22 protein-coding genes are annotated in these 24,709 nt (G+C 67.0%); 17 read left to right on the top strand and 5 right to left on the bottom strand.

The features are described 5' to 3' along the window. Nucleotides 1-207: 207 nt before the first annotated feature. The 13 genes from HMPREF1478_RS04135 to HMPREF1478_RS04075 all read left to right on the top strand — a co-directional run bounded on the left by HMPREF1478_RS04135 (nucleotide 208) and on the right by HMPREF1478_RS04075 (nucleotide 14,639). Complete coding sequence (locus HMPREF1478_RS04135; RefSeq protein ID WP_016460831.1) at nucleotides 208-645, top strand: MarR family winged helix-turn-helix transcriptional regulator; 438 nt, start codon at nucleotides 208-210, stop codon at nucleotides 643-645. After that, nucleotides 642-1,469: an ABC transporter ATP-binding protein gene (locus HMPREF1478_RS04130; protein ID WP_007587665.1), complete on the top strand. Its 828-nt coding sequence runs from the start codon at nucleotides 642-644 to the stop codon at nucleotides 1,467-1,469. Before HMPREF1478_RS04135 ends, HMPREF1478_RS04130 begins: the two co-directional genes overlap by 4 nt. Further along, nucleotides 1,466-2,104 (top strand): ABC transporter permease, encoded by a 639-nt coding sequence (locus tag HMPREF1478_RS04125; RefSeq protein ID WP_016460830.1) that lies wholly within the window; start codon nucleotides 1,466-1,468, stop codon nucleotides 2,102-2,104. Before HMPREF1478_RS04130 ends, HMPREF1478_RS04125 begins: the two co-directional genes overlap by 4 nt. Next, nucleotides 2,101-2,796: an ABC transporter permease gene (locus HMPREF1478_RS04120; RefSeq protein WP_007587657.1), complete on the top strand. Its 696-nt coding sequence runs from the start codon at nucleotides 2,101-2,103 to the stop codon at nucleotides 2,794-2,796. Before HMPREF1478_RS04125 ends, HMPREF1478_RS04120 begins: the two co-directional genes overlap by 4 nt. After that, nucleotides 2,793-3,710: an ABC transporter substrate-binding protein gene (locus HMPREF1478_RS04115; protein WP_016460829.1), complete on the top strand. Its 918-nt coding sequence runs from the start codon at nucleotides 2,793-2,795 to the stop codon at nucleotides 3,708-3,710. The genes HMPREF1478_RS04120 and HMPREF1478_RS04115 overlap by 4 nt, the downstream gene beginning before the upstream one ends. Before the next feature lie 257 nt (nucleotides 3,711-3,967). Then, a complete protein-coding gene (locus tag HMPREF1478_RS04110) occupies nucleotides 3,968-5,569 on the top strand; it encodes a peptide ABC transporter substrate-binding protein (RefSeq protein WP_016460828.1) in 1,602 nt (533 codons plus the stop codon). 302 nt (nucleotides 5,570-5,871) lie between these two features. After that, nucleotides 5,872-6,798, top strand: coding sequence for an ABC transporter permease (locus HMPREF1478_RS04105; RefSeq protein ID WP_016460827.1), 927 nt, complete (start codon nucleotides 5,872-5,874; stop codon nucleotides 6,796-6,798). After that, entirely contained in the window at nucleotides 6,791-7,759 is a 969-nt protein-coding gene (locus tag HMPREF1478_RS04100) for an ABC transporter permease (RefSeq protein ID WP_016460826.1), read from the top strand. The genes HMPREF1478_RS04105 and HMPREF1478_RS04100 overlap by 8 nt, the downstream gene beginning before the upstream one ends. Then, on the top strand, nucleotides 7,756-9,669 hold the full coding sequence (locus HMPREF1478_RS04095; protein ID WP_016460825.1) for a dipeptide ABC transporter ATP-binding protein: 1,914 nt from the start codon (nucleotides 7,756-7,758) through the stop codon (nucleotides 9,667-9,669). Before HMPREF1478_RS04100 ends, HMPREF1478_RS04095 begins: the two co-directional genes overlap by 4 nt. A gap of 1,390 nt (nucleotides 9,670-11,059) precedes the next feature. Beyond that, a complete protein-coding gene (locus HMPREF1478_RS04090; RefSeq protein WP_016460824.1) occupies nucleotides 11,060-11,782 on the top strand; it encodes an ABC transporter ATP-binding protein in 723 nt (240 codons plus the stop codon). A gap of 102 nt (nucleotides 11,783-11,884) precedes the next feature. After that, entirely contained in the window at nucleotides 11,885-12,673 is a 789-nt protein-coding gene (locus tag HMPREF1478_RS04085) for an ABC transporter permease (RefSeq protein WP_016460823.1), read from the top strand. Between the two features lie 9 nt (nucleotides 12,674-12,682). Continuing rightward, entirely contained in the window at nucleotides 12,683-13,786 is a 1,104-nt protein-coding gene (locus tag HMPREF1478_RS04080; protein WP_016460822.1) for a sensor histidine kinase, read from the top strand. Between the two features lie 202 nt (nucleotides 13,787-13,988). Beyond that, on the top strand, nucleotides 13,989-14,639 hold the full coding sequence (locus HMPREF1478_RS04075; RefSeq protein ID WP_016460821.1) for a response regulator transcription factor: 651 nt from the start codon (nucleotides 13,989-13,991) through the stop codon (nucleotides 14,637-14,639). Nucleotides 14,640-14,654: 15 nt separating this feature from the next. Here HMPREF1478_RS04075 and HMPREF1478_RS04070 read toward each other — a convergent pair whose 3' ends face one another. From HMPREF1478_RS04070 to HMPREF1478_RS04055, 4 genes are all read right to left on the bottom strand, one after another. Further along, a complete protein-coding gene (locus tag HMPREF1478_RS04070) occupies nucleotides 14,655-15,497 on the bottom strand; it encodes a VanZ family protein (protein WP_016460820.1) in 843 nt (280 codons plus the stop codon). 175 nt (nucleotides 15,498-15,672) lie between these two features. Next, on the bottom strand, nucleotides 15,673-16,410 hold the full coding sequence (locus HMPREF1478_RS04065; RefSeq protein WP_016460819.1) for an HNH endonuclease family protein: 738 nt from the start codon (nucleotides 16,408-16,410) through the stop codon (nucleotides 15,673-15,675). A gap of 120 nt (nucleotides 16,411-16,530) precedes the next feature. Beyond that, nucleotides 16,531-18,033: an amino acid permease gene (locus HMPREF1478_RS04060; protein WP_083940070.1), complete on the bottom strand. Its 1,503-nt coding sequence runs from the start codon at nucleotides 18,031-18,033 to the stop codon at nucleotides 16,531-16,533. Between the two features lie 9 nt (nucleotides 18,034-18,042). Next, the gene (locus HMPREF1478_RS04055; RefSeq protein WP_016460817.1) at nucleotides 18,043-18,741 is read right to left on the bottom strand and encodes a trimeric intracellular cation channel family protein; all 699 of its coding nucleotides are present in this window, start codon (nucleotides 18,739-18,741) and stop codon (nucleotides 18,043-18,045) included. Between the two features lie 116 nt (nucleotides 18,742-18,857). Between HMPREF1478_RS04055 and HMPREF1478_RS04050 the strand changes: the two genes are divergently transcribed. Then, a complete protein-coding gene (locus HMPREF1478_RS04050; protein ID WP_016460816.1) occupies nucleotides 18,858-19,934 on the top strand; it encodes a PfkB family carbohydrate kinase in 1,077 nt (358 codons plus the stop codon). A gap of 1,076 nt (nucleotides 19,935-21,010) precedes the next feature. Here HMPREF1478_RS04050 and HMPREF1478_RS04045 read toward each other — a convergent pair. Further along, nucleotides 21,011-21,853 (bottom strand): alpha/beta hydrolase, encoded by an 843-nt coding sequence (locus HMPREF1478_RS04045; RefSeq protein WP_016460814.1) that lies wholly within the window; start codon nucleotides 21,851-21,853, stop codon nucleotides 21,011-21,013. Between the two features lie 248 nt (nucleotides 21,854-22,101). On the opposite strand from HMPREF1478_RS04045, the gene HMPREF1478_RS04040 reads away from it, so the two are divergent. The 3 genes from HMPREF1478_RS04040 (at nucleotide 22,102) to HMPREF1478_RS04030 (ending at nucleotide 24,674) form a co-directional block, all read left to right on the top strand. Then, complete coding sequence (locus tag HMPREF1478_RS04040) at nucleotides 22,102-22,419, top strand: hypothetical protein (protein WP_016460813.1); 318 nt, start codon at nucleotides 22,102-22,104, stop codon at nucleotides 22,417-22,419. Between the two features lie 5 nt (nucleotides 22,420-22,424). Continuing rightward, nucleotides 22,425-23,567, top strand: coding sequence for a VIT1/CCC1 transporter family protein (locus HMPREF1478_RS04035; RefSeq protein ID WP_016460812.1), 1,143 nt, complete (start codon nucleotides 22,425-22,427; stop codon nucleotides 23,565-23,567). A gap of 135 nt (nucleotides 23,568-23,702) precedes the next feature. Next, nucleotides 23,703-24,674: an ADP-ribosylglycohydrolase family protein gene (locus HMPREF1478_RS04030; RefSeq protein ID WP_016460811.1), complete on the top strand. Its 972-nt coding sequence runs from the start codon at nucleotides 23,703-23,705 to the stop codon at nucleotides 24,672-24,674. Nucleotides 24,675-24,709: the final 35 nt, after the last annotated feature.

Raw genomic sequence — 24,709 nt, 5'->3', positions numbered from 1 at the left:
ACTGACTTGCGTCGAGCGAGGGCCCCGGAGCTTGCCACTCGCCGATACCACGCACTGTAGCACCGCGCCGAGTCCCGCCGACCACGCCCCACACACAGTTGTGGGCCGCTCACAAACAGCACAAGAACGCCTATCTCGTCAAATACTCAACGAACTTCCCCGCACAAACACCATACATATCAATTATTTACGCGTAAGGTAGTGGGCATGGCAACAGATGCATGCACGCTGTTCGCGACACTGATCGACACGGAAGTTCGCGCTTGGAGCGCCGTTGAATCCGCCCTCTCCGAGGCCGGAAACGCGCTGACACTCGGCCGCTTCCTCGTCCTGCGCACGGTCCGAGACACCCCCGCGTGTCGCATCCAGGAGGTCGCGGCGAGCCAGGGGATCACCCTGGGAGCGGCCTCGCGCCTCGTCGATCGCCTCCACCGCGACGGGCTGCTGCACCGCACCCCGTACGAGCATGACCGGCGCGCGACCATCCTGACGGTGACGGACCGGGGCCTGGCGCACCTCGAGGAGGCCTGCGCGGTCGTCGAGAAGGAGCAGGAGCGCCTCTTCGCCCCACTCTCCACAGCCCAGCGCGAGGAGCTGACGCGCTGCCTCGCGCTCATCGCCGAGGCTGCCAAGGAGCGCGCATGATTCGCTTCGACCACGTCTCCAAGACCTACCCGGGCGGCACACGCGCCGTCGAGGACTTCTCCCTCACCGTCGAGCAGGGTTCCACGACCGTCTTCCTGGGCACCTCGGGCTGCGGCAAGACGACGCTCATGCGGATGGTGAACGCGATGGTCACCCCAACCTCGGGCAGGGTATTCGTACGAGACCAGGACGTCGCAGGCGAGGACCCCGTGCGCCTGCGCCGCTCGATCGGCTACGTCCTACAGGAGGGCGGACTCTTCCCCCACCGAAGCATTGCCGACAATATCGCGACCGTCCCGCGCCTGGAGGGCGCCACGAAGCATGCCTCCCGCGAGCGCGCGCTCGAGCTCCTCGAGCTGGTGGGCCTGGATCGCGAGATGGCCGATCGCTACCCCGCCCAGCTGTCGGGCGGCCAGCGTCAGCGCGTGGGCGTTGCCCGGGCGCTGGCCAATCGCGCGGACATCCTGCTGATGGACGAGCCCTTTGGCGCGCTGGATCCGATCGTGCGCGCGGAGCTACAGCGCGAGCTGAAGGAGATCCAGCGGGCCCTGGGCACGACGATCCTCTTCGTGACGCACGACGTGGACGAGGCGTTCACGTTGGGCGACCAGGTTGCCGTCCTCTCGACGGGTGGCCGCATCGAGCAGGTGGGGACGCCCACCGAGCTGCTCTCCTCTCCCGCCTCGCCCTTCGTTGCGGAGTTCGTCGGAGCCTCGCGCGCGGCACGCCCGGTGCGCGTCGCCGGGCCGGGCGGCCTGGTTGTCGACGACGCCGGCACCCCCGTGGGCACGCTGACGACCGACGAGGCCGGGGAGCGCCCGTGACCTGGCTGTCCTCAAACTGGGGAGTCATTGGCTCCCTGACGCTCGCACACCTGTGGATCGCCCTGCCAGCGATTGCTCTGTCGGTGCTGATTTCCGTGCCGATCGCGCGGTGGGCGGCGTTTTCGCGCCGCGGCGGCTGGGTGTTGTCTGCCCTGTCGGCGCTGTACGCGGTGCCGTCGCTGCCGCTCCTGATTGTCATTCCCGTGATCGTCGGGGTGGCGCTGCGCTCGCCGATCAACATGGTGATCGTCCTGACGCTGTACGGCGTGGCGGTGCTGGTGCGCCAGGTGGCGGAGGGCTTCCGCGCGATCCCTCGCGCGACCCTGCAGGCCGCGAACGCGTGCGGCTACCCGCTCTTTCGGCGTTTCGTCGAGGTGGAGCTCCCCCTGGCGACGCCCGTCATCGTTGCGGGCACGCGCGTGGTCGCCACGTCGACGGTGTCGCTCGTGACGGTGGGCGCGTTCATCGGGGTGCGCTCGCTGGGGACGCTGTTCACTGACGGTTTTCAGCGCGGACTCATCGCCGAGGTCGTGGCCGGCCTGGTCGCGACGGTTCTCCTTGCGCTCGTCATCGATGCGCTGATCCAGGGAATCGGCTGGACCCTCACCCCGTGGACGAGGAGGGGGCGGGCATGAACATTCTCCTCGACGCCCTGAAGTGGTTGGCGGTCCCCGCTCACTGGCTAGGTGAGTCCGGGATCCTCGTGAGGGCCACCGAGCACCTGGGCCTCACCCTCCTGATCGTGGCGCTCGCGGCCCTCATCGCACTGCCGCTGGGCACCTGGATCGGGCACACGGGCAGGGGCCGGTGGCTGGTGAGCGCGACGGGCGCGGCCCGCGCGGTTCCGACGCTCGGCGTCCTGACGCTGGCGGGCCTGTGGCTGGGTATCGGCCTGGCGGCACCCACGCTGGCTCTCCTCATCCTGGCGATTCCGCCGCTCCTGTCGGCGACCTACTCAGGGATCGCCTCGACGCCGCGCGCGACCGTGGACGCGGCGCGAGCGATTGGGCTCACTGAAAAACAGGTCCTCGCGCAGGTCGAGGCCCCGCACGCGGCCGGCCTCGTCGCGGCGGGCGTACGCTCGGCAACCCTCCAGGTGATCGCGACGACGACGCTGGCGGCCTACACGGCGAACTACGGTCTCGGCCGTTTCCTTTACGAGGGGCTGAAGACCCGCGACTACGCGGAGATGATCGGCGGCGCGATCATCGTCGTCGCCCTCGCGCTGGTGACCGACGCGCTCCTGGCCCTGGTGGCGCAACGCCTTCGGGCCCGCACCCATTCTTTCTCAGACAATGAGGACAACTCACTCAAGGAGACACTATGAAACGCACGATGATCACAATGGCTGCCGTCGCGGCTTCCGCCCTGGCCCTGGCCGCCTGCGGTTCGGCGGAGTCGGTCGGCGGCAACACGAGCACCGGGAGTTCGGAGAACGGCTCGACGACGCTCGTCGTCGGCTCGCAGGACTACTACTCGAACGAGATCATCGCGGAGGCCTACGCGCAGGCGCTCGAAGGGGCAGGCTTCACGGTTGATCGCCAGATGCGGATCGGCCAGCGCGAGGTCTACATGCCCGAGCTTGAGGCCGGCTCGATCGACGTCTTCCCCGAGTACACGGGCAACCTGCTGCAGTACCTGGATGCTGACGCGACCGCGCGATCCACGGACGAGGTGTATTCAGCTCTGCAGACCGCGCTCCCCTCGGGCCTGCGCGCCCTCGAGCAGGCACCTGCGACCGACCAGGATTCTTACGTGGTGACGGCCGACTTCGCGCAAGCCCACTCACTGACGTCGATCGGCGACCTCACGAACGCGGGCGCGCTCACCCTCGGCGGCAACTCGGAGCTGCGCACGCGTCCCTATGGTCCGACCGGACTGTCCGACCTCTACGGAGTGACCGTCAACTTCACCCCGATCGAGGATTCGGGCGGCCCCCTCACGGTCAAGGCCCTGAAGGACGGCGACATCCAGCTCGCGAACATCTACTCATCCGACCCGGTGCTCGCGGACGGAACGCTGACGGTCCTGACGGACCCGAAGGGGCTGTTCCTGGCCTCGCACGTGGTGCCCCTGGCCTCGTCGCGGGTAAACGACGACGCGACCGCGGTCATCAACAGGGTGAGCGAGGCGTTGGACGCGCAGGATCTCATCGAGATGAACCGGGAGTCGACGGTCGAGCAGAAGTCCGCCTCTCAGATCGCCCACGACTGGCTCATTTCCGAGGGCCTGCTCTCCTGAGTGTTCTTCGATGGACGAGGCCGGGGCCGGGTGTGTGCGCACGCTCAGCCCCGGCCTCGTCGCATGAATACTTGGTCACAACAGGGCCCCTTTTATGTGACACACACCATTATTTGACCTTCTTTTTACGTTTGTAACCAAAATGTAATGCGCACATGATGGACATCTTTCGTGTCTTCCAGGCCTCAGGGGTTACTCTCGGACCATACCTGAGGGCACCGCCCCCAGTTCCACCCATCAACCAGGAGGAAGAATCCATGAACCTGAAGAAGGCATGGCTCGTCATCCCCGCGGCTGCCGCGCTCGCTCTGACCGCCTGCGCCGGCGGCGGCAACACCGCCTCGTCGTCCGGCTCCGGCGACAAGGTCGTTACCGCGAACGGCTCCGAGCCCCAGAACCCGCTCCTGCCCGGCCTGACCAACGAGAACGGCGGCGGCAGGATCCTGTCCGTTCTGTTCAGCCAGCTCGTCCGCTACGACACTGACGGCAAGGCCGTCCTCGACGTCGCCGAGTCTATCGAACCCAACGAGGACGCTTCCGAGTGGACCATCAAGCTCCACAACGACCGCAAGTTCTCCGACGGCACCCCCGTCCAGGCTCACAACTTCATCAAGGCCTGGAACCTTATCACCACGAAGAACCAGCAGCAGGCTGCATTCTTCACCATGTTCGAAGGCACCGACGACGAGGGCAACGGCGAGATCACCGGCCTGACCGAAGTTGACGACTACACCTTCACCGCGAAGCTGAAGAACCCCACCTCGGACTTCATGTCGCGTCTGGGATACGTCGCCTACGCACCGCTCCCGGATTCCACGCTGGCTGATCCCGATGCCGGCGGCCAGGCCCCCGTGGGCAACGGCCCCTACAAGATGGCCTCGGCCGACGCGTGGGAGCACAACGTCAAGTTCACCACCGTTCCCAACGAGAACTACGTGGGTGACACCAAGGCCCAGAACGACGGCGTGACCTTCGTCTTCTACTCGAGCCTCGACGCGGCCTACCAGGATCTGTCTTCCGACTCCGTGGACGTTCTCGACGCCATTCCGGCCTCCGTGTTCGCCACCTACGAGTCCGAGCTGTCGGGCCGCACCGTGAACCAGCCCTACGCTGGCGCCCAGTACTTCACGATCCCGCAGTACCTCCCCCACTTCTCCGGTGAGGAAGGCCAGCTGCGCCGCCAGGCCATCTCGATGGCCGTCGACCGCGACACCATCGTGAAGACCATCTTCAACGGCACCCGTACCCCCGCCAAGGACTTCACCGCTCCGACGCTTGAGGGCTACGACGCCAACGTTTCTGGCAACGACGTTCTGACCTACAACCCCGAGAAGGCCAAGGAACTGTGGGCAAAGGCCGACGCCATTTCCCCGTGGGACGGCACCTTCACCATCGCCTACAACTCCGACGGTGGCCACAAGGAATGGGTCGATGCGACCGCTAACTCCATCAAGAACACCCTGGGCATCAACGCTGAAGGAAACCCCTTCGCCGACTTCAAGTCTCTGCTCGACGCAGAGGACAAGCACGAGATGACCGGCGCGTTCCGTAACGGCTGGCAGGGCGACTACCCGGCGCTGTACAACTTCCTGCAGCCCCAGTACGCCACCGGCGCCGACGCTAACAAGGGCGGTTACTCCAACAGCGAGTTCGACTCCCTCGTGACGCAGGCTTCCTCCGCCACCAGCTCCGCCGAGGCCGCGAAGACCCTGGAGCAGGCTCAGACCATCCTGCTGCGCGACATGCCCGCCGTCCCGCTGTGGTACACCAACGCTAACGGCGCATGGTCCAAGAACGTTGACAACGTCAAGTTCGACTGGAAGGGCCAGCCCGTGTTCTGGCAGATCACCAAGAAGTGATCGCACGAGGTTAACCTCTCCCGCGGGGCGGGCGGCGCGAGCCGCCCGCCCCGCGGGCATCTTCTTAGGCAGCCACGAACACATCTGCGCAGCTCAGCGACGCACCGAATACCCGTATTGACGCGGCACACACTTTCATCTCAAAAAAGCATCACGGGATTGATACGGAATACAAAATAAGAGACTGATACGCCATTTGCCCATTCTTTACCCTATGATGAGATCATAGTCGGCCTCGCCCGCGAGGCACCGCCAGGGATCGGAACCTCCCCTCCCACGACACGAACACTAAAGGATTGTCCATGCTCCGCTACATCGGACGGCGACTCCTCCAGACCATCCCGGTCTTCTTCGGAGCCACCTTTCTGATCTTCGCGATGGTCTACCTGATGCCAGGTGACCCCGTCGCCGCACTCGGTGGCGACCGCGGCCTCTCCGAGGCCGCCGCCGCGCAGATCCGCGCCCAGTACAACCTGGACAAGCCCTTCTGGATGCAGTACCTGCTGTACCTCAAGGGAGTCTTCACACTCGACTTCGGCACCGCGTTCAACGGCCAGAAGGTCACGTCCATCATGGCGACCGCCTTCCCGACGACCGCGAAGCTCGCTCTCTACGCCCTCGCCATCGAGACCTTCCTCGGCATCGCCCTCGGCGTCGTCGCAGGCATGCGCCGCGGCAAGTGGTTCGACTCCACCATCCTCGTTGTCTCCCTGCTGCTGATCTCCGTCCCCACCTTCGTCCTGGGCTTCGTCCTCCAGTACGTCCTGGGCGTGCAGCTGGCAATCCTACCGACCACGGCCTCGGCCTCCGTCGACCTCAAGAGCCTCACCATGCCAGCCATGGTGCTCGGCGGCGTCTCCCTGGCCTACGTCATCCGTCTGACCCGCCAGTCCGTCTCCGAGAACGTCTCCGCGGACTACGTGCGCACCGCACGCGCCAAGGGCCTCTCCGGCGGCGTCGTCATGACGCGCCACATCCTGCGTAACTCCCTCATCCCCGTCGCCACGTTCATCGGCGGCGACCTCGGCGCCCTCATGGGCGGCGCGATCATCACCGAGGGTATCTTCAACATCCACGGCGTCGGCGGCACCCTGTGGAGCGCCATCATCAAGGGCGAACCCCAGACCGTCGTGTCAGTGACAACAGTGCTCGTGCTGGTCTACATCATCGCGAACCTGCTCGTCGACCTCCTGTACGCCGTGCTCGACCCGAGGATCCGCTATGAGTGACCAGATTCCTTCCGCCAACATCGCCCGCACCCGCGCGGGCCAGGACCACTACGTCTCCGACATCGACGAGACCGGCCTCGGTGCCGTCGACGCGGTCGCCGACGAGGGCGCGCCCTCGTCCATGTGGGGCGAGGCCTGGAAGCGCCTGCGCCGCCGCCCGACCTTCTGGATTGCCGCGTTCATCATCCTGGTCGCCGCGCTCCTCGCGCTCTTCCCGTCGCTGTTCACCTCGACCGACCCGAAGTTCTGCGAACTGTCCTCCTCCCTGGCAGGACCCGCCGCCGGCCACCCCTTCGGCTTCGACAAGCAGGGCTGCGACATCTACGCCCGCGTCGTCTACGGCGCCCGCGCGTCCGTGTCCGTCGGTATCCTCACGACCATCGCCGTCGTCCTGATCGGCGGCACCGTCGGCGCCCTCGCCGGCTACTTCGGCGGCTGGTTCGACGCGCTGCTCTCGCGCATCACCGACGTGTTCTTCGCGATCCCGCTGCTCCTCGCAGCCATCGTGTTCATGCAGATGTTCAAGGGCTCGCGTTCCATCCTCATGGTCGTCATCGTCCTGTCCATGTTCGGCTGGACCTCCATCGCGCGTATCACCCGCGGTTCGGTCCTGAGCGCCAAGAACGAAGAGTTCGTCACTGCGGCCCGCGCGACCGGCGCATCCCGCGCGCGCATCCTGCTGAGCCACATCATCCCGAACTCGATGGCCCCCATCATCGTGTACGCGACCGTCGCGCTGGGCACCTTCATCGTGTCCGAGGCCTCCCTGTCCTTCATGGGCATCGGCCTGCCGACCTCGGTCGTCTCCTGGGGCGCGGATATCTCGTCCGCCCAGACGTCCCTGCGCACCAACCCGATGGTCCTGTTCTACCCGGCCTCGGCCCTGGCCCTGACCGTCCTCAGCTTCATCATGATGGGCGACGCCGTGCGCGAAGCCCTCGACCCGAAGGCACGCAAGTGAGCGAAACGAACACCCCCCAGCTCTCCGAGAAGGAGATGGAAGAGATCGTCGAACGGGCCGTCGCCCCCAGCGCGGCCCCGGCCTCGTCCGATGTCCACCCGGACGACGCGCAGCCCCTGCTCAAGATCACGGACCTGGAGGTCACCTTCACCTCCTCGACCGGTGTCGTCCCGGCCGTGCGCGGCGCGAACCTGACCATCTACCCCGGCCAGACCGTCGCAATCGTCGGCGAATCCGGCTCCGGTAAGTCCACGACCGCCGCCGCCGTCATCGGCCTCCTGCCCGGCACCGGCAAGGTCGCGGGCGGAACAATCGAATTCGACGGCCGCGACATCACCCACCTGTCCACCAAGCAGTGGGTGGAGCTGCGCGGCTCCGGCATCGGCCTCGTCCCCCAGGACCCGATGAGTAACCTCAACCCCGTGCTCCGCGTGGGCACGCAGGTCAAGGAAGCTCTCCTCGCGAACAACGTCGTGCCCCGCTCCGAGGCCGGCCAGCGCGTGACCCAGCTCCTCGAGGAAGCCGGCCTGCCCGACGCCGAACGCCGCGCCAAGCAGTACCCGCACGAGTTCTCCGGCGGTATGCGCCAGCGCGCCCTCATCGCCATCGGCATGGCCGCGCACCCCAAGCTGCTGATCGCCGACGAGCCGACCTCCGCCCTGGACGTCACCGTCCAGCGCCGCATCCTCGACCACCTCGGCAAACTCACCGCCGAGATGGGCACCGCCGTGCTGTTCATTACGCACGACCTCGGCCTCGCCGCCGAGCGCGCCGAGCAGCTCGTCGTCATGCACCGCGGCCGCATCGTCGAATCCGGCCCCGCCCTGGAGATCCTCCAGCACCCCCAGCACCCCTACACGAAGCGCCTCGTGTCCGCCGCGCCCTCCCTGGCCTCGGCGCGTATCGAGTCCGCCCACAAGCAGGGCATTTCGGTCACCGAGGAAGAGCTTGTCGGCGCTGGCAAGGGTGCGACCTCCACGGACGCCATCATCCGCGCCGAACACCTCACCAAGGAATTCGACATCCGCGGCGCCAAGAAGGGCCAGGACACCTTCCTGGCCGTCGACGACGTGTCCTTCGAACTGCGACGCGGCACGACCCTCGCGGTCGTCGGCGAATCCGGCTCCGGTAAGTCCACCGCCGCGAACATGGTGCTGCAGCTCCTCAAGCCGACGGAGGGCAAGGTCTACTTCGACGGCGAGGACACCTCGCAGATGAGCGAAGGCGAACTCTTCCGCCTGCGCCGCCGCCTCCAGGCCGTGTTCCAGAACCCCTACGGCTCGCTGGATCCCATGTTCTCGATCTACCGACTGATCGAGGAGCCGCTGAAGATCCACGGCTACGGCACCCTGGAGTACGCGCGCGCCGAAATCAAGCGCGCCGAAGCCACGGGCCGCGAGCCCGAGGAGTGGATGCGCGTCCTCGTCGAGGCCGCCGACGCGAAGCGTTCGCTGACCGCCGCCGAGAAGCGAGAATTCAACCCGAAGAAGCTGCGCATCGCGCGCGCCTCCGAGCTGCTCGACATGGTGGCCCTGCCGCGTAGCGCCATGCGCCGCTACCCCAATGAGCTCTCCGGCGGCCAGCGCCAGCGCGTCGCCGTGGCCCGCGCCCTCGCGCTCAACCCCGAGGTCATCGTCCTGGACGAGGCCGTGTCCGCCCTGGACGTGCTGGTGCAGAACCAGATCCTGTACCTGCTCAACGACCTGCAGGCGCAGCTGGGCCTGTCCTACCTGTTCATCACGCACGACCTGGCCGTTGTCCGCCAGATCGCCGACGACGTGATCGTCATGGAGAAGGGCAAGCTCGTCGAGGCCAACTCGACGGACGAGCTGTTCAACAACCCGGTTCAGGACTACACGCGCGAGCTGATCGAGGCCGTCCCTGGCCGCAACATCCAGCTCAACCTGTGAGCTGACGCGGTTGACGCAGGGGCCCGAGGCGCTACGGCGCTTCGGGCCCCTTGCTGTGTGTGGGCCTCGCTGCTTAGGGTCCCACGGGTGTTCCGGGCGCCGTGTTGCCTGCCTCATTGGGTCGGGCTGTTTGGTGTGTGGGCCGGGCTGCGTGTGCCGGGCTGCTTGGGGCCCCACGGGTGTTCCGGGCGCCCTGCCGGGCCGGGCTGCGTGGTGTGCCCGTGGGCGGCGGCCCGCCCGCGAGTCGTCCGCGCTGCGAGCTTCGCTCGGCGCGTCGCCTCGAAGCCCGGCCAGGCCCTGCCACCGCCCACGGGCACCACAGCCAGGCCTTCCCGCACCGCCCAGCCAGGGCCCGCCGCCGCCTACGAACACCGCAGCCTGGCCCCGCTACCGCCCATGCCATAGTAATTTCGCATGCAATTCCCCTAAGAGTATTTCAACTATTGAAATCTGATCGTTGATATTCTGCGGTTTTTGAGCGTCCATCGATTCGTGTCGTGGGGGAATTGCATGCGAAATTTGCTTGGGCTGGGTGTTGCTGTCGTTTGTGGGTACTGCGGCCGCGCCGCCGCCCACCGGCACTGCGGCCAGGCCCTCCGTGCTCGCCGGTGCCCTCCACACCAGTTGGGCCTGGTCGCTGATGGGTAGTGCACCGGAGGGCCTACGTCTGCACGCGCGAAAAAGTTCTCCCTGCGTCGCTGTTAGATCGTGAAAGCGCGAAAAAGTTCGCCCTGCGCGCTCAAAATGGCCTGAAATTAGGGTTTTGTGGCCTGTTGGGCGAGTTTTGTCGCGGAAGAGCCGCCGGAGGGGCCGTACGGGGCGAACTTTGTCGCGGAAATGTCACTGGAGGGCTGGTGTTGGGCGAAGTTTTTCGCGCCAACCGGTGCTGCGCCCAGGTCTTGTAGGCGATGCGGCGCACTTCAGGCGGCTGTGATGGGGGTTTTGCACTACACGAAGCCTTCTTGCGGCGTGTCGCCGGCGTGTCGAACCCCCGTGTAGTGCAATTCCCCCGATTGGCGGCGGCGCGGGCGTGGTTTGCGGTGGTGTGGCCACCAAAGTGCAGACCCATTGGGTGAAAAACGGTGAAGAAAGCCTGTTGTGGCTGAATGAGTCTACGTTTTGGCGGATCCGGCCTCTGGCATGGTTTGTTGCGCACACGCGAACCCACTATCGCGAGCGCGAACCCGCCATTTCGCACGTAATTCCCCGACGACCGCTTCAAAGGCTGAATTACCATCATTGGAATTGCAACGTTTGCAGGCTATCTCAAAAAGTGACCGCATTAAATTACGTGCGACTTTTGGAAGAGGCCACCCCTGACATTTGTCATGGCACCACCTGCATCAAAGGGCACTTCCGGCCCCATTGATACGAGCGCAGACTGGGAGCCATGAACGCAGAAGCAACGCCCGCCCTTCAGGCAACGAACATCCACCAGTCTTTCGGCCACGTCGACGCGCTGCGCGGCGTGAACCTGACCCTCATGCCCGGCGAGATCGTGGCGCTCCTCGGCGTCAACGGCGCCGGCAAGAGCACCTTCCTGGACATCGTCCTCGGCCTGGCCACCCCCACGCAGGGCGACATCAGCGTCTACGGCATGAACCCGCGCGAGGCCGTGCGCCGCTCGCTCGTGGGTGCCATGCTCCAGTCCGGGGCCCTTCCGCGCGACGGGAAGGTCCGAAACACGATCGACCTGGTCGCCGCCATGCACGCCGACCCGATCCCCACCGACGAGCTCCTCGAGCGCACGAACCTGACGAAGCTCGCCAAGCGCCCGCTCAACAAGCTCTCCGGCGGCGAGGTGCAGCGCGTGCGCCTCGCCCTCGCCCTGTCCGGCAACCCGGACTTCCTGATCCTCGACGAGGCCACGGCCGGCATGGACGCCCTGGCGCGGCGCGCATTCTGGGACACGATGCACGCCGAGGCCGCGGAGGGCCGCACGCTCCTCTTCGCCACGCACTACCTGACCGAGGCCCGCAAGGAGGCCGATCGCATCGTCATCATCGACGCCGGCAAGGTCCTCCTGGATGCGCCGACCGAGCAGGTCGTCGCCGATAACGAGGACCTCGAAGACGTCTTCGAGCGCATCACCTCCCACGCAGACGCTGAGTGAGCGACGAACGCCCACCCCGATGAGCCGGCCCCGGCCTCGTCCCGAGGACGACGCCGAGGCCCACGCCCCACGAACCCAGACACGACACACGAAGAAGGAATCATGACCACCCACGCACCCGCGCGTACCACTGACCGACCGATCCCCTCCCCCTTCACGGGGGCCGGGAAGCTGTGGCGCGCGACGTTCCTGTCGCACATCCTCAACCCGTGGAACATGGCGTTTGCCCTGCTCCTGCCCCTGTTTATGTACGCGATGTTCGGGATGACCGAGGCCGCGCGCACCACGCAGACTGGGCGCGGCAACGTGGCCGCTGCGATGGTCGTCATGATGACCACGTACGGCGTGATCCTGGTGGGCGGGTCGCTCGGCGCGACGCTGTCCGTCGAGCGCACGACCGGCATCTCGCGAATGTACGCGCTGACCCCCATCCAGCCGTGGGTGATCCTCCTTGTGCGCCTGACAGCCCTCGTGGCGCTGAGCGCGTTCATCGCGCTCATCTGCTTCAGTGTTGGTCTGGCTACCGGCTCGCAGATGACGGCGGGCGCGTGGGCGGCCAGCGCCGCGGTGGTCATCGCGCTGTCGGCCCTGGGCGCGCTCATCGGCCTGGCCTGCGGCTACACGATTAAGGGCGAGAACGCCTACAGCGCCTCGGCGTTCGTCATGGTGTTCGGCGCGTTCGTGTCCGGCATGTTCATCCCGCTGGAGCAGATGCCGCCCTTCGTCTCCCACGTCGCGCCCTTCACGCCCCTGTACGGCGCCGTCCAGGCGATCTACGCGGTCGCCGGTACCGTCCCGATGCCGACGGCGGCGTGGCTCAACATCGTCGGGTGGGTGGTTATCACGGCGGGCATCGCCTGGTGGGGCGCGTCCCACGACACGGCTCGCTAGGCTGGTGTCATGAAGGAGCGCTTGATCTCCCTGGCGTGGGCGGCCCCGTGGATGCTGTTCATGGGGTTCCCCCTCGCCTACGCCTTGCGGCTGCCGGATCCTGCCCAGCGCGCGGGTCTCATCGGGTTGTGCGCCCTCATCGCGGTCGTGAATTCGGCGACGTGGCTGGCCAATCCCCTGCCCGCGCGCAACTCCTTCACGAGGCCGTTCATCCTCTCCCACGCGGCGTTGGCGGCGGCGACGGTCGCCTACCTCGTGTACGCGGTGTCCGTCGACACCCCTCACGCGTTCATGCTGACGTCGTATCTGCTGGTCGCGTGGGTGTTTCAGGCGCCGGGCAGGTTCATTGCCGCGGGCCTCGTGCCGGTGACCATTATCGCGGGGGTGGCGGCCTACGCGCAGGGTGAGCCCCTGTGGATGGGCTGGTACCTGGTGTTGCTGTGTGTCTTCGTGGGGGTGGCGCGTTGGCGCATGGAGCGTTCGGCCCGCGAGCATCTGCGCCGCCAGGACGCGATCCAGCGCGCGAAGGCCGCGGAGCGTGCGCGCCTGAGCACGGACCTGCATGACATTCTCGGGCACTCGCTGACGGGGATCACGATGGTGTCCGAGCTGGCGGGTCGCCTCCTGGATGCGGGTCGCGTGGAGGAGGCGCGCGAGCAGCTGCGCACCGTCACCGCTCAGTCGAACGAGGCCTTGGCTGACGTTCGCCGCATCGTGGCGGCCACGCGCGCCCTGTCCCCCGCCGAGGAGCTCGAGGAGGCCCGCGCACTTCTGGAGGTCGCGCGCATCGACGCCGAGATCACGAACGAGGGCGAGCCGCCGTCGGGGCCTCGTTCGGCCGCAGCCGCCCACGTGATCCGCGAGGGGGTCACGAACGCGATCCTGCACGCGCGCCCCTCGTGGGTGCGGGTCCGCCTGTCCCCCGATGGCGTGACGGTCACGAACGACGGCTATACGGCCTCCTACGCCGCGTCGAGCGCTGGATCCGGCTCGGGGCTCGCAGGCCTGTCCGAGCTGGTTGGCGACGAGGGGACGCTCACGTGGGGCGCGTCGGGCTCCACGTGGACGCTCGCACTGTCCTTCGACGCCGAATCCGACGCCCGCTCGTCCTGACGTTGCGGGGCCGCGTCCCTCATCGACGAGGCCGTGGCCCCCTCCCCTGGCCCCGCGCGGTCCCGGAATCACGCCCCTGTCAGAACCCCGCACGGTCCCGGGTGGGCGAGCCGGCCTCGTCCTGAGGGGTGGCGACCACAAGGAACGATCCTGCGACCTGCGCTAGCCTGGTACCCCAAGCGCAGACAGACAGGAGGGTGGCGTGACGATTCGGGTACTCGTGGCTGACGATCAGGCGATGATTCGTGGCGCCCTGGCTGGGCTGCTGGACCTGGAGCGCGACATCGAGGTCGTCGCGCAGGCCGCCGACGGCGTACAGACCCTTGAGGAGCTAGCACGCCTGGCATCAGCGGACGACCCATCTGACCCGGCCCGCTCGAGCGCGCCCGTCGACGTTGCCATCATCGACATCGAGATGCCCCGCATGGACGGCATCACGGCCACGCAGGCGATCCGGGCGCGATTCCCGGGCGTGCGGGTGCTCATCGTGACGACGTTCGGGCGCCCGGGTTACCTGCAGCGCGCCCTCGACACGGGCGCTACGGGCTTCATGGTCAAGGACGCGCCCGTCGAAACCCTGGCTGACGGCGTGCGCACGGTCGCGGCGGGTGGCCGCGCGATCGATCAGAGTCTGGCGCTCGAGGCGCTGTCGACGGGTTCGTCGCCGCTGACGGAGCGCGAGGCCGACGTTTTGCGCGAGGTCGAGGGCGGCGGCACCATCGCGGACATCGCTCACTCGCTGGGGCTCAGCCAGGGGACGGTGCGCAACCACGTGTCCTCGTCGATGCTGAAGATGGACGCGCGCACCCGCGCCGAGGCCGCGTCCCTGGCTCGCGCCGCCGGCTGGCTGTAGCGGCCCTACGCACCTCTACGCGCCCATGAAGCGCGAGTTGCGCGCCATGAACGGCAGCAGACGCACGCCCGCGTAGGCGCCCAGCGTGTTCATGATGACGTCGTCGATGTCGACGACCCGGTAGGTGCAGGGCACGACGCCGAACAGGCCCGTGTACTGGGTCAGCTCGATGAGGCAGGAGACGGCGCAGCCGATCACCACCCACGCCAGGACTCGGCGGTGCGGGATTGAGCGCACCAGGCGAGACCCATCGGCGGGTGCACTGCGCATGCGCCGGATGCGCCAGCTGGTCTCCGCCAGCGCACCGAAGGGCACGAACAGAGCGATATTCAGCAGGATCGACAGGCCATACAGGGCCCCGCGCAGGTTCTCGCCGTCACGGAACTGCTCGACGACCGCCGCGAAGGACCCAAACGGCACGTAGTTATCCCAGTGGATGATCGCGGCGCACGCGGCCACCGGGTCGGAGGGCAGCGGCAGCAGCGTAAAAATCAGCAGGCCGGCGACGTAGAGGAACCAGGCGAGCGGAAGGGCTCGCGGGAGCCTCCACATCGACGAGGCAGGGGCCGCGATCACCGGAATTTCCGCGGTCATCGGGGTGTCGGGGTTGTCCTCGCGCGGCAGGAGGGCACCCGTGCGCTTGGAGCGTCGGTAAATGAGCGGGAGCGCCTGCACGACGGTCAGATGTGCGCGATGCTCCTGCCCAGGCGCCTGATTGTCCTCCGAGGAAGCGCCCCCACCCGAGGAGGGACGACCGGAATTCCTGCGCCTGCCGAGCAGCCACCACAGCGCACACGTGATCGCGCAGACCGCAGCGTAAAGTCCCAGGTCAAGCGCCCAGTTGATTGCCGTGTACATGTCACCCCTCCCTCTGAGGGGAACATTACCGGCGTTATCGGGCAATGTTCCGGACGTGCGCCCAGTTCCACACAAGATGGACACATTGTGAGAAAACGGCTGGGAATCCACTGGAAATTGTTGGTCAGAATTGCGCGCTGCACCCGCGAAGCACGCAGAACTTCCCCCTCTCTCCTCACTCCGAACAGATTGTCAGCTGCTCAGCCATCGCATCCTGCTCGGCACGGGTCACGCTCAGCCCGTAGGCGCTCTTGACGGCGATCTGTCGCTTCACATAGTCGCAGCGGAAGGCCCTATTCGGTGGCAGCCACTGGTCCGCAGAGGACGCCGACTTGTCCTCGTTGGCCTGCCCATCCACCGCGAGCAGGTTCTCTGGATCGTTGGCGAACTCCTGCCTGCGCTGCGCGTCCCACCGCCACGCGCCCGAGCGCCACGCGTCCGCCAGCGCGACGATATGGTCGATCTGCACGAGGGACGAGGTCTTCTCCCCCTTCTGGAACTCGATCGTGACCCCCGTGTAGGGCTCGGCGAGCGTGCCGGACAGGACCACACAGTCGTGCGTGCCCGGCTTAAAGGTGGGGCGCGCCAGGTCACGGGCAAGAATGTCGTTGCGAGTGTCGCAGCCGTTGTGGTCAGTGTCCGCCCAGCTCTGCCCATAGGCGCTGCGGTCATAGGCGGGGGCATCGGGGTCGTTGACCGACTCACGAACCGTCAGCTCACGCAGCTGCCGAGCCGCCTCGCTATCCGGCAGAGAAGACAGCGCCTGCCCGCTGCGCAGCGGCGGCCACCCCAGGCGCGAACGCAGACCCAGCAGGTCCGGGCCCACTCCGGGCGCGAACGCCCACACAAGGGCAGCGAGAATCACCAGCAGGACAACCCTGTCCCCCAGGCTCCTGCGTCGCTTCCGCGCCACGTCTCCTCCTTCCATCACACCGCCCACACGGTGAGGGCACCCCGACACGGTGTTCGGGATGCCCTCATGATGCACCCGCCCGCCGGCATCTGCGTCCCGGCGGGCGGGGCCTGTGGATAACTAGGCCTTGGTGCGCGCGCCCAGCAGCTGGCGCACGAAGTAGACGGCCACGATGATGAGCGTCAGGGCCCCCATGGAGACCAGCTGAGCCCGGCCCTCGTCGCTCATGAGCATGAGGACGCCGATACCGCCCAGGCCCGCGAGGACCAGCCACGGCAGCCACGGCCACCCGGGCATGCGAATCACCAGCGAGCCCGAGCGCTCCAGCGACGGATGCAGGCGCATCAGCGAAATGATGATGAACGTCCACACGATCAGCAGCACCATGCCGATCGCGTTGATGAGAATCGTCAGGATCGAACCGGGCAGGTACCAGTTACCCAGGACCGCCAGCAGCGCCAGGGCCACGACGAGGCCGACCGCGCGCTTCGGGGTCCGCCCGGCCTCGATGTCACCCTCCATCTCGGAGGCCAGGACGGCCTCGTCATCCTCAAGGGCGGCCTCGACGACCGAGCGCGCGCGAGCCTTGCTGGACGCGGCAGCACCCAGCAGCCAGCGCGGCCCCATGTCTCGCGCCGACAGCGAATAGGCCATGCGCGAGGAGGCGTAGATGTTCGCGGAAAACGCGGAGATCAGCGCCATGAAAATAATGACGTTCATGAGCGTGCCGACCGCGGGGACGCCAGCCATCTCGAGCACGGCGGCGAAGGCGTTCGTCTTCATGGCCTCGCTGTCCCACGGCAGCAGCGCGATCAGCAGGATGACGGAGCCGACATAGAACACGAGGATGCGGGTGACGACCGAGCGGATCGCGCTGCTCATCGCGGCGCGGGGATCCTCGGCCTCGGCAGCCGCGATCGTCACGATCTCCAGGCCACCGAAAGACGTAATGACGGCCAGGAGCGCGACCGCGATACCCGACAGGCCATTGGGCATAAAACCGTTGTGCCCCGAAATGTTCTGCCACACTCCCTCGTGGCCGGGCAGGGGGCCGACAATCGCCGTACGCGCAACCAGGTACACGCCCACACACAGGAAGGCGATAATCGCGACGATCTTCACCATCGACAGCCATGCCTCGATCTCGCCATACTGTCCGGCGGACAGCAGGTTAATGCCGCCAATAACGACGACAATAACGAGGGCCACCACCCACTGCGGGATATCCGGGAACCAGCCGACGAAGAACGTCGCCGCGCCCGTCACCTCCAGGCCCGACACCATGATGAGCATGACCCAATACAGCCATCCGATCGTGAAGCCTGCCCAGCGGCCGATCCCGGCCTCGGCGTATGACGAGAAGGAACCCGTCGTGGGTAGAGACGAGGCCAGCTCCGCGAGGGCCAGCATGACCGACACGACGATAAACGCGGCCACCGTATAGGACACGATGACGGCAGGTCCGGCCTGGTGGATCGCCGAACCCGTGCCCAGGAAGAAGCCGGCGCCGATCGCGAGGCCGAGGGCCATCATGGACAGGTGCCACGTCTTAAAACGCTTACGCCCGGAGGCAGCCCCCGGCTCGGCAGGAGAGGAAGAAACGGGTGTTGATTGGGGAGTCACACCGCCATACTAACGCCTGCCCCGACGCAGAGCTTTCAACTGAGAGTATGTGAGAGTGATGGTCCACTCGCGGGTCTGCGGGAGCCTCCAGCGACGCCAGTGCGCCATACCCGTAAAGACGAGGCCCACGATGATCGAGGCACCCATGCCGAGGACCGGCTGGCCCATGTACCAGAAGAGAACCGTGACCAGCGAGCACGCGAACGCCGGGGTCGCGTAGAGGTTGTTGCCGCCGAAGACGCGCGGGACCAGGCCTGCGGAGATGTCGCGGACCATGCCGCCACCGATCGCCGTCATGATGCCCAGGAGGATCGCCGGCATGATCGCGAACCCCGCGTCGAGGGTCTTGATCGCGCCGGTCGCGCTCCAACAGCCCAGCACCATGCCGTCGGCAATGACCAGGAGGACCGACCACACGCGCGAATCCATGCGGAAAGCCATCGCCACGAGGGCGCCGATGATCGCGAACCACAGGTAGTAGGGGTCGGTGATGGCCACGGGCGCGCCGGTGCGCGTGGTCAGGAGCAGGTCGCGAATCATGCCGCCCGCGAGCGCCGTCATGATCGCGAGAATGCAGAAGCCGACGGCGTCGAAGTTGCGTTCTCGGGCGACTTTGCCGCCGAGGATGCCATTGAGGAGCACGCCCATGAGGTCGATGGCTCGGAAGACCTCGGGCAGGGAATTATTCAGCGCGTCGAGCAGGTGCATGGCGATCCGGAGGAGTCGATGAGTGTCGTTGTTCATATGCTACAGGGTTTGTCGTTCTGTCAGCGAGAGCCCCGGCCATCCCGTCTCACGCTGCCACCGGGTGCGACAATGTCCCCATGACTGCACTCTTCGCCGGGCTCACGACCCTGGACGTCCTGCATCGCCTCGACCATGTGCCGGACCCGTTACTGAAGGTCACCTCAACGGATTTCACAATGGCCGCCGGTGGTCCCGCGACGAACGCAGCGGTCACGTACGCGGCTCTGTGCGCGGCCTCGCGCGTTCTCTTTGATTCTGACGACGAGGCCGGGGCCACCTCTTGCACTGTGGTTCCCTCCGCGGAAGCGCCCACGCTGTTGACGGCGCTCGGCGAGGGCCCAGTGTCAGCCTTCCTCGCCGCCGACCTGGCGGCCGCAGGCGTGCGCGTGCTGGACGCGACGGCGCTCACCGCTTCGTCTTCCGGCGCGGGCGAGCACCCGGCCGGGCCCGGTCTGCGTGACACCGCCCCGGCCTCGTCCCCCGCGGGGCGAGAGCCCGCCGTGTCCTCGATCATCGAGCACCCGAGCGGACGCATGGTGGCCTCCACGAACGCGCGGCTTGACGCGGATGCGGGGCGCGTCGCGGCTGAGCTGCCCGAGCGCGTCGGCGCGGTCCTCATCGACGGGCACAACCCGGCGCTTGCGCAGGCGGCCCTCACGCTGGGCGTTCCCGAGGTTGACGGGGATGACCCGTTCGCCCCGCTCGAGGCGCGCCCGCCGCACCCGCGCATCCTGGACGGCGGCTCGTGGAAGGACTGGCTCACTCCCCTGCTGGGCTTCGTCGACATTGCGGTCGTGTCGGAGGATTTCGCGCCGCCTCTCATGGCGCACCCTGATGGGGCGCAGGTCGCCGAGTTCCTGCGGGGCTTCGGCATCACGCGCACGGTTCGCACGCGCGGGGATCGCTCCGTGCAGTACTGGTGGGATGGCGCAAGCGGCGAGGTTCCCGTTGACGCTGTTCCGGACGCGTCGACGCTGGGGGCGGGCGACGCCTTCCACGGGGCTTTCACGTGGGCGATTGAGCGCGGCGGGGACGCGGATCCGGAGCGCCTCATCCGCTTCGCGTCGGCCGTGGCCGCGGTGTCGGTGTCCTCCTTCGGCACGAGGCAGTGGCTGACATCCCCGACTCTCGTGGAGCTGGTGCGCGGCTGGTAGGTGTCTGGCGTCGGTAGGGCGCAATGTGCCGAACGAAGGTCGTCCAGCATGGGGCCTTCTCGGGCCCACTCGCGACAGAGTTCGCCCGGCAACCCACCTTCTTGGGCACCCCCGCGAAAAAGTTCGCCCAGCAACCCGCCCTCTTGGGCACTTCCGCGAATAAGTTCGCCCAGCACGCCAAAAAACGCTGATTTTAGGCCATTTTGGGTGCGCCGGGCGAACTATTTCGCGCTCACGCCAATAACAAGCCATGCCGGGAGAACTTTGTACCGGATCCAGGGCCGGTGCCGGTACAAAACTCTCCCCGCACGCAGCCCGGCGGCCGCACCCGGTACAAAACTCTCCCGGCACACCCGAAATACCCATTTTCGACGCATTTTGCGCCAGCAGGGAGAGTTTTATACCGCTTCCACCACCACCAAGCCGAGCAGGGCGAAAAAAGTCACGCACCAACACCCCACCTCACCCACCAACGCGCCCCTCCCCCAATTTCGCATGCAATTCACCTAAATGAACTTTCAACAAAGCCTAGAAACGTTGCAATTCCAACGATCACAATTCAAATCTCGAAATACTCCCAGGGGAATTGCATGCGAAATTGGCGAGGCAGGATCAGAGGGTGGCGCAGGGTCAGGGCAGCAGCACACGAACCGCCCGATTGGAGCCCACCGCGGGGCCTGCGGGCCTGCGGGGCCTGGCCAGGCTCCGAGACGACGCGCCGAACCAGACATCAGCGACACAAGCCCCACTGGTGTGGAGGGCGCCGGAGGGTCCGGAGGGCCAGGGCGGGCCTCGAGATCGACCACTCCGAGCCTTTAGGCTCGCGTGTGGCGATCTCGCGGGCGGCCGGGCCCGACGGCGCCCAGAACACCCGTGGGGCCACCAGCAACAACGCGCTGCGCGGACGGCTCGCGGGCGGGCCGCCGCCCACGGGCACACCAAGCAGCCCGGCCCAACAAAGCACACGCGGCGCCCAGAACACCAGCGGCACCACAAGCAACGCCGGAAATCAGGCGGGCGTAGCAACGCCGAAAACCAGGTGGAATAACAGGCGCCGCAACGCACGCGGCGGGCAGCTAGCGGCTCACAGGCACCCAGCGACTCGACCACCTGAGCGCGACATCCGTCAGCGCGGGCAGGTGCGATGCGCCGGAGGCGGCCAGGGCGCGGTCCACGGCCTCGTCGGTGACGGGCACCCCGTCGACCGGCGTGTATTCGCCTGCAATACCGTCGGGCAAGGCGGTCATCTCGACATGGGAGCCGTCGGGCAGCAGGTGGAAGACTTCGCGCGTACGGTCGAGCAGGCCGGTTTCCTCGTCGAAGGAGTCGTGCGTGATGAGCACCGGAGCGCTGATGCCACGCAGCGCGTTTTCGCCGGAGACCATGGACATGTCGGCCAGGGTGCGCTTGGAGATGGTGAACTGTTGGCGCACTGACGCGGAGTCGTCGGGGACGGTGGTGGCGCCGTGGCGCTCGAGGTCGGAGAGCTGCACGTCGGAGAACACGAGGTTCCAGTCGTAGGAGAGGGGGCCGAGGACCGGGGAGACCAGCACGTATGTCTGCACGGCGGGCGGGCGGGAGCGCAGCGCGACGGCGGCGCCGAACTCGTGGCCGATGCAGATTTGGCGTGCGAAGCCCTGGTCTGCGAGCCATCCGGAGGCGGAGCGGAAGTCTTCGATGAGCGGATCGAAGGCGATGATTTCGTCGCCCGAGGCTCCGTGGCCGGAGTAATCGAAGGTGAGTGTCGCATAGCCCGCACGACGCAATATGCGACCGAGTGAGTCGAACATGCCCGATGCGTGACGATCCGAAAAAAAGGTGTGAGAAAAGATCACCGCAGCATCGCGGCAGTCCACGGGACGCGTGAATGTCCCGGAGAGGGACACTCCCCGGGGCGTCTCAATCGTTATCTGGCTCACGTATCAAACATAGCGCTTTCAGGCCCTCGGCGTGAAGGGGCGACCATACTGTGCACAAATGTGACAAGACGACACACCGCGCGAGAAAGAGCCGAGAAAAATCCCCGCTCAGGTCGAGGATCATGCGCCGGGGGACGCGGCACCATTAAGATGGGGTGCATATGCGCCGGTGGGAAGCGCGCCCACGAGGATCAGCGACCGCCCGCGCCAATGCGACGCCCACAACTTGCAGCGAGAGAAGGACATTCATGGGAACCAAGACCGGAATCCTCATCGGACTCGGCATCGGATACGTCCTAGGCACGCGCGCGGGCCGCGAACGCTACGAGCAGATCCGCGCGAATGCCTCGAAGCTGCGCCGTTTCCCGGTCGTTGCTCGTCCCTTGGACGCGGCGTGGCAGAAGATGTCCGACCTCGTGCGTGCGGGCGGCGAGCAGGTGACCGATAAGGTTGCCGACGCCGTGAAGGAACGCCTTTTCGGTGCCCCCGCCACGCAGCCCTCCGCCGGGTCCGCCACGTCGACGACGGTTGACGCGCAGGCGACGTCTTCGACGACGCAGCGTTGAGCGCGATGAGTCACGAGGCCGTGAGCGCGCACCAGCGGACCAGCGGCCAGGAACCCACGCGCGAGCAGATTAAGCGCTGGCGCAAGCACCTGGCGGAAGAGCGCATGGAGGCTCGCACATACCGCGATCTTTCGGAGCGCCGCACGGGCGAGGAGCGCGCTGTCCTCTTGCAGCTCGAGGAGGCGGAGCGCCGCCACGAGGAGTATTGGCTGGCGCGCCTCGGTGAGCACGCCCTGCCCGCCCCGAAGCCGCCGTTGCGCACGCGCGCCGCGTCGGTCCTCGCGCATCTTTTTGGCACGATTTTCATTCTGGCGATGGCTCAGCGCGCGGAGCAGCGTTCCGCGCGCGACGTGGATGATGATGTGCCGGCGCACATGCAGGCCGACGAGCAGATTCACGCCGAGGTCATCCGCTCCCTGGCGGCGAAGTCGCGCGAGACGCTGGCGGGCACGTTCCGCGCGGCGGTCTTCGGCGCGAACGATGGCCTCGTGTCGAACCTGGCTCTCGTGCTGGGTGTGGCGGCCTCGGGCATGGAGCCGCACGTCGTCCTGCTGACGGGCGTGTCGGGCCTGCTCGCGGGCGCCCTGTCGATGGCGGCCGGCGAGTGGGTGAGTGTGCGCAGTCAGCGCGAGCTCCTCGACGCCTCGATCCCCGATCCGGACGCGCACCAGGCGGTGACGGACCTGGATGTGGACGCGAACGAGCTGGCCCTCGTGTTCCGCGCGCGCGGCGAGAGCGAGGAGGAGGCTGAGCGGCACGCGAAGCAGGTCTTTGCGCGCCTCGCCAAGCCGGCGACCGGCGAGTCCGGCGCGATCGCGCTGCGCGCGGCCCTCGGTGATAGCCCCGAGTCGGACGGCGCGGGAGATCAGGTGGGCACGCCCACGAAGGCGGCCCTGTCCTCGTTCTGTTTCTTCGCTATGGGCGCGATCTTCCCGTTGATCCCCTACATTCTGGGCCTGACGGGCCTGGCGGCGATCGCCGTCGCGGCCGCGATCGTCGGCGTCGCCCTGCTGTTTACGGGCGGCGTGGTCGGCATCCTCTCGGGTCAGGCGCCGACGCCCCGCGCGCTGCGCCAGCTCCTCGTGGGTTACGGCGCGGCGGGCGTCACCTACCTGCTGGGCCTGCTGTTCGGCACCTCGGTATCCTGACGTCTCTACCGGGATGAGGCCGGGAAGGTCTCGGGGGACGAGGCCGGGGCTGACTCGCGCGTTCCCCTGGCCTCGGGCGAGGCGTGGGGCGGCGGCCGGGACCCACGTGTGCACCCGGTATGCGAGACTGGGGGCATGACGACTTTTCTTTCTCGGGCGCGCGGCGCCATGGTGGGCCTGGCGGTCGGCGACGCGGTGGGCACCACGAATGAGTTCAAGTGGGCGGGGACTTTCGAGCCGATTACGGACATGGTGGGTGGCGGCCCGTTCCTGCTGAAGCCGGGCCAGTGGACGGATGACACGTCGATGGCCCTGTGCATCGCGGATTCGCTGCTGGCGCAGGGCCGCTACGACTCGTTTGACGTGATGGAGCGCTACCAGCGCTGGTTTTCGAAGGGCTACCGTTCGTCGACGGACAGGTGTTTCGATATCGGCGGCCAGGTGCGCGCCGCACTGTTCGATTACGAGCACGAGCGCCGCGTGCCGGTGACCGCCGAGCGCACGAACAGCGCCGGTAACGGCGCGATCATGCGTCTGGCGCCCATGGTGATCGCGGGTTTCCGCTCGCGTTCCCCTCGCGAGGTCGTTGCCACCGCGCGTCTGAGCGCGCGCGAGACGCACTTCTCGTTCGAGGCCGAGGCCGCCACCGAGGTGTTCGCCGCCCTGCTGGTGGGCGCGCTGCTGGGGTGGTCGCCGGAGCAGCTCATGGACGTCTCATGGGCGTCGACAGGTGCGGCTTTCGATGAAATGGCCGCTCGGGTGATCAGCCCGGATCCGCAGGTGCGCGCCTCGTGGGAGGCGGAAACCAACGGCTACATCGTGAACGGCCTGCGCCTGGCGGTGCATGGCCTCCTGGATTTCCCGTCCTTCAAGGACGCGACTCTGGCGATTGCGAACATGGGCGGCGACACGGACACGAACGCTGCGATCTACGGCCAGCTGGGCGGCGCGTTCTACGGGGTCGAGGCCATCCCGGCCTCGTGGAGGTCGACGTTGCATCAGGGCGAGGAGATCGACCAGCTGGCGCGTGACCTCGTGGAGCTGCGTCTGGAGCCGCCTGTCACTCGCTTTGACGAGGACCTGCAGGGCGAAGCACCCACCGCCTGACCGGCATCCCCCTCTGGCCTGCGACTAGACTGGCA

The sequence above is a fragment of the Actinomyces sp. HPA0247 genome, from assembly GCA_000411415.1.
GTDB lineage: Bacteria > Actinomycetota > Actinomycetes > Actinomycetales > Actinomycetaceae > Pauljensenia.
Note: the sequence above shows the minus strand (reverse complement) of the source record. Positions and strands in the feature narration are given on the sequence as shown.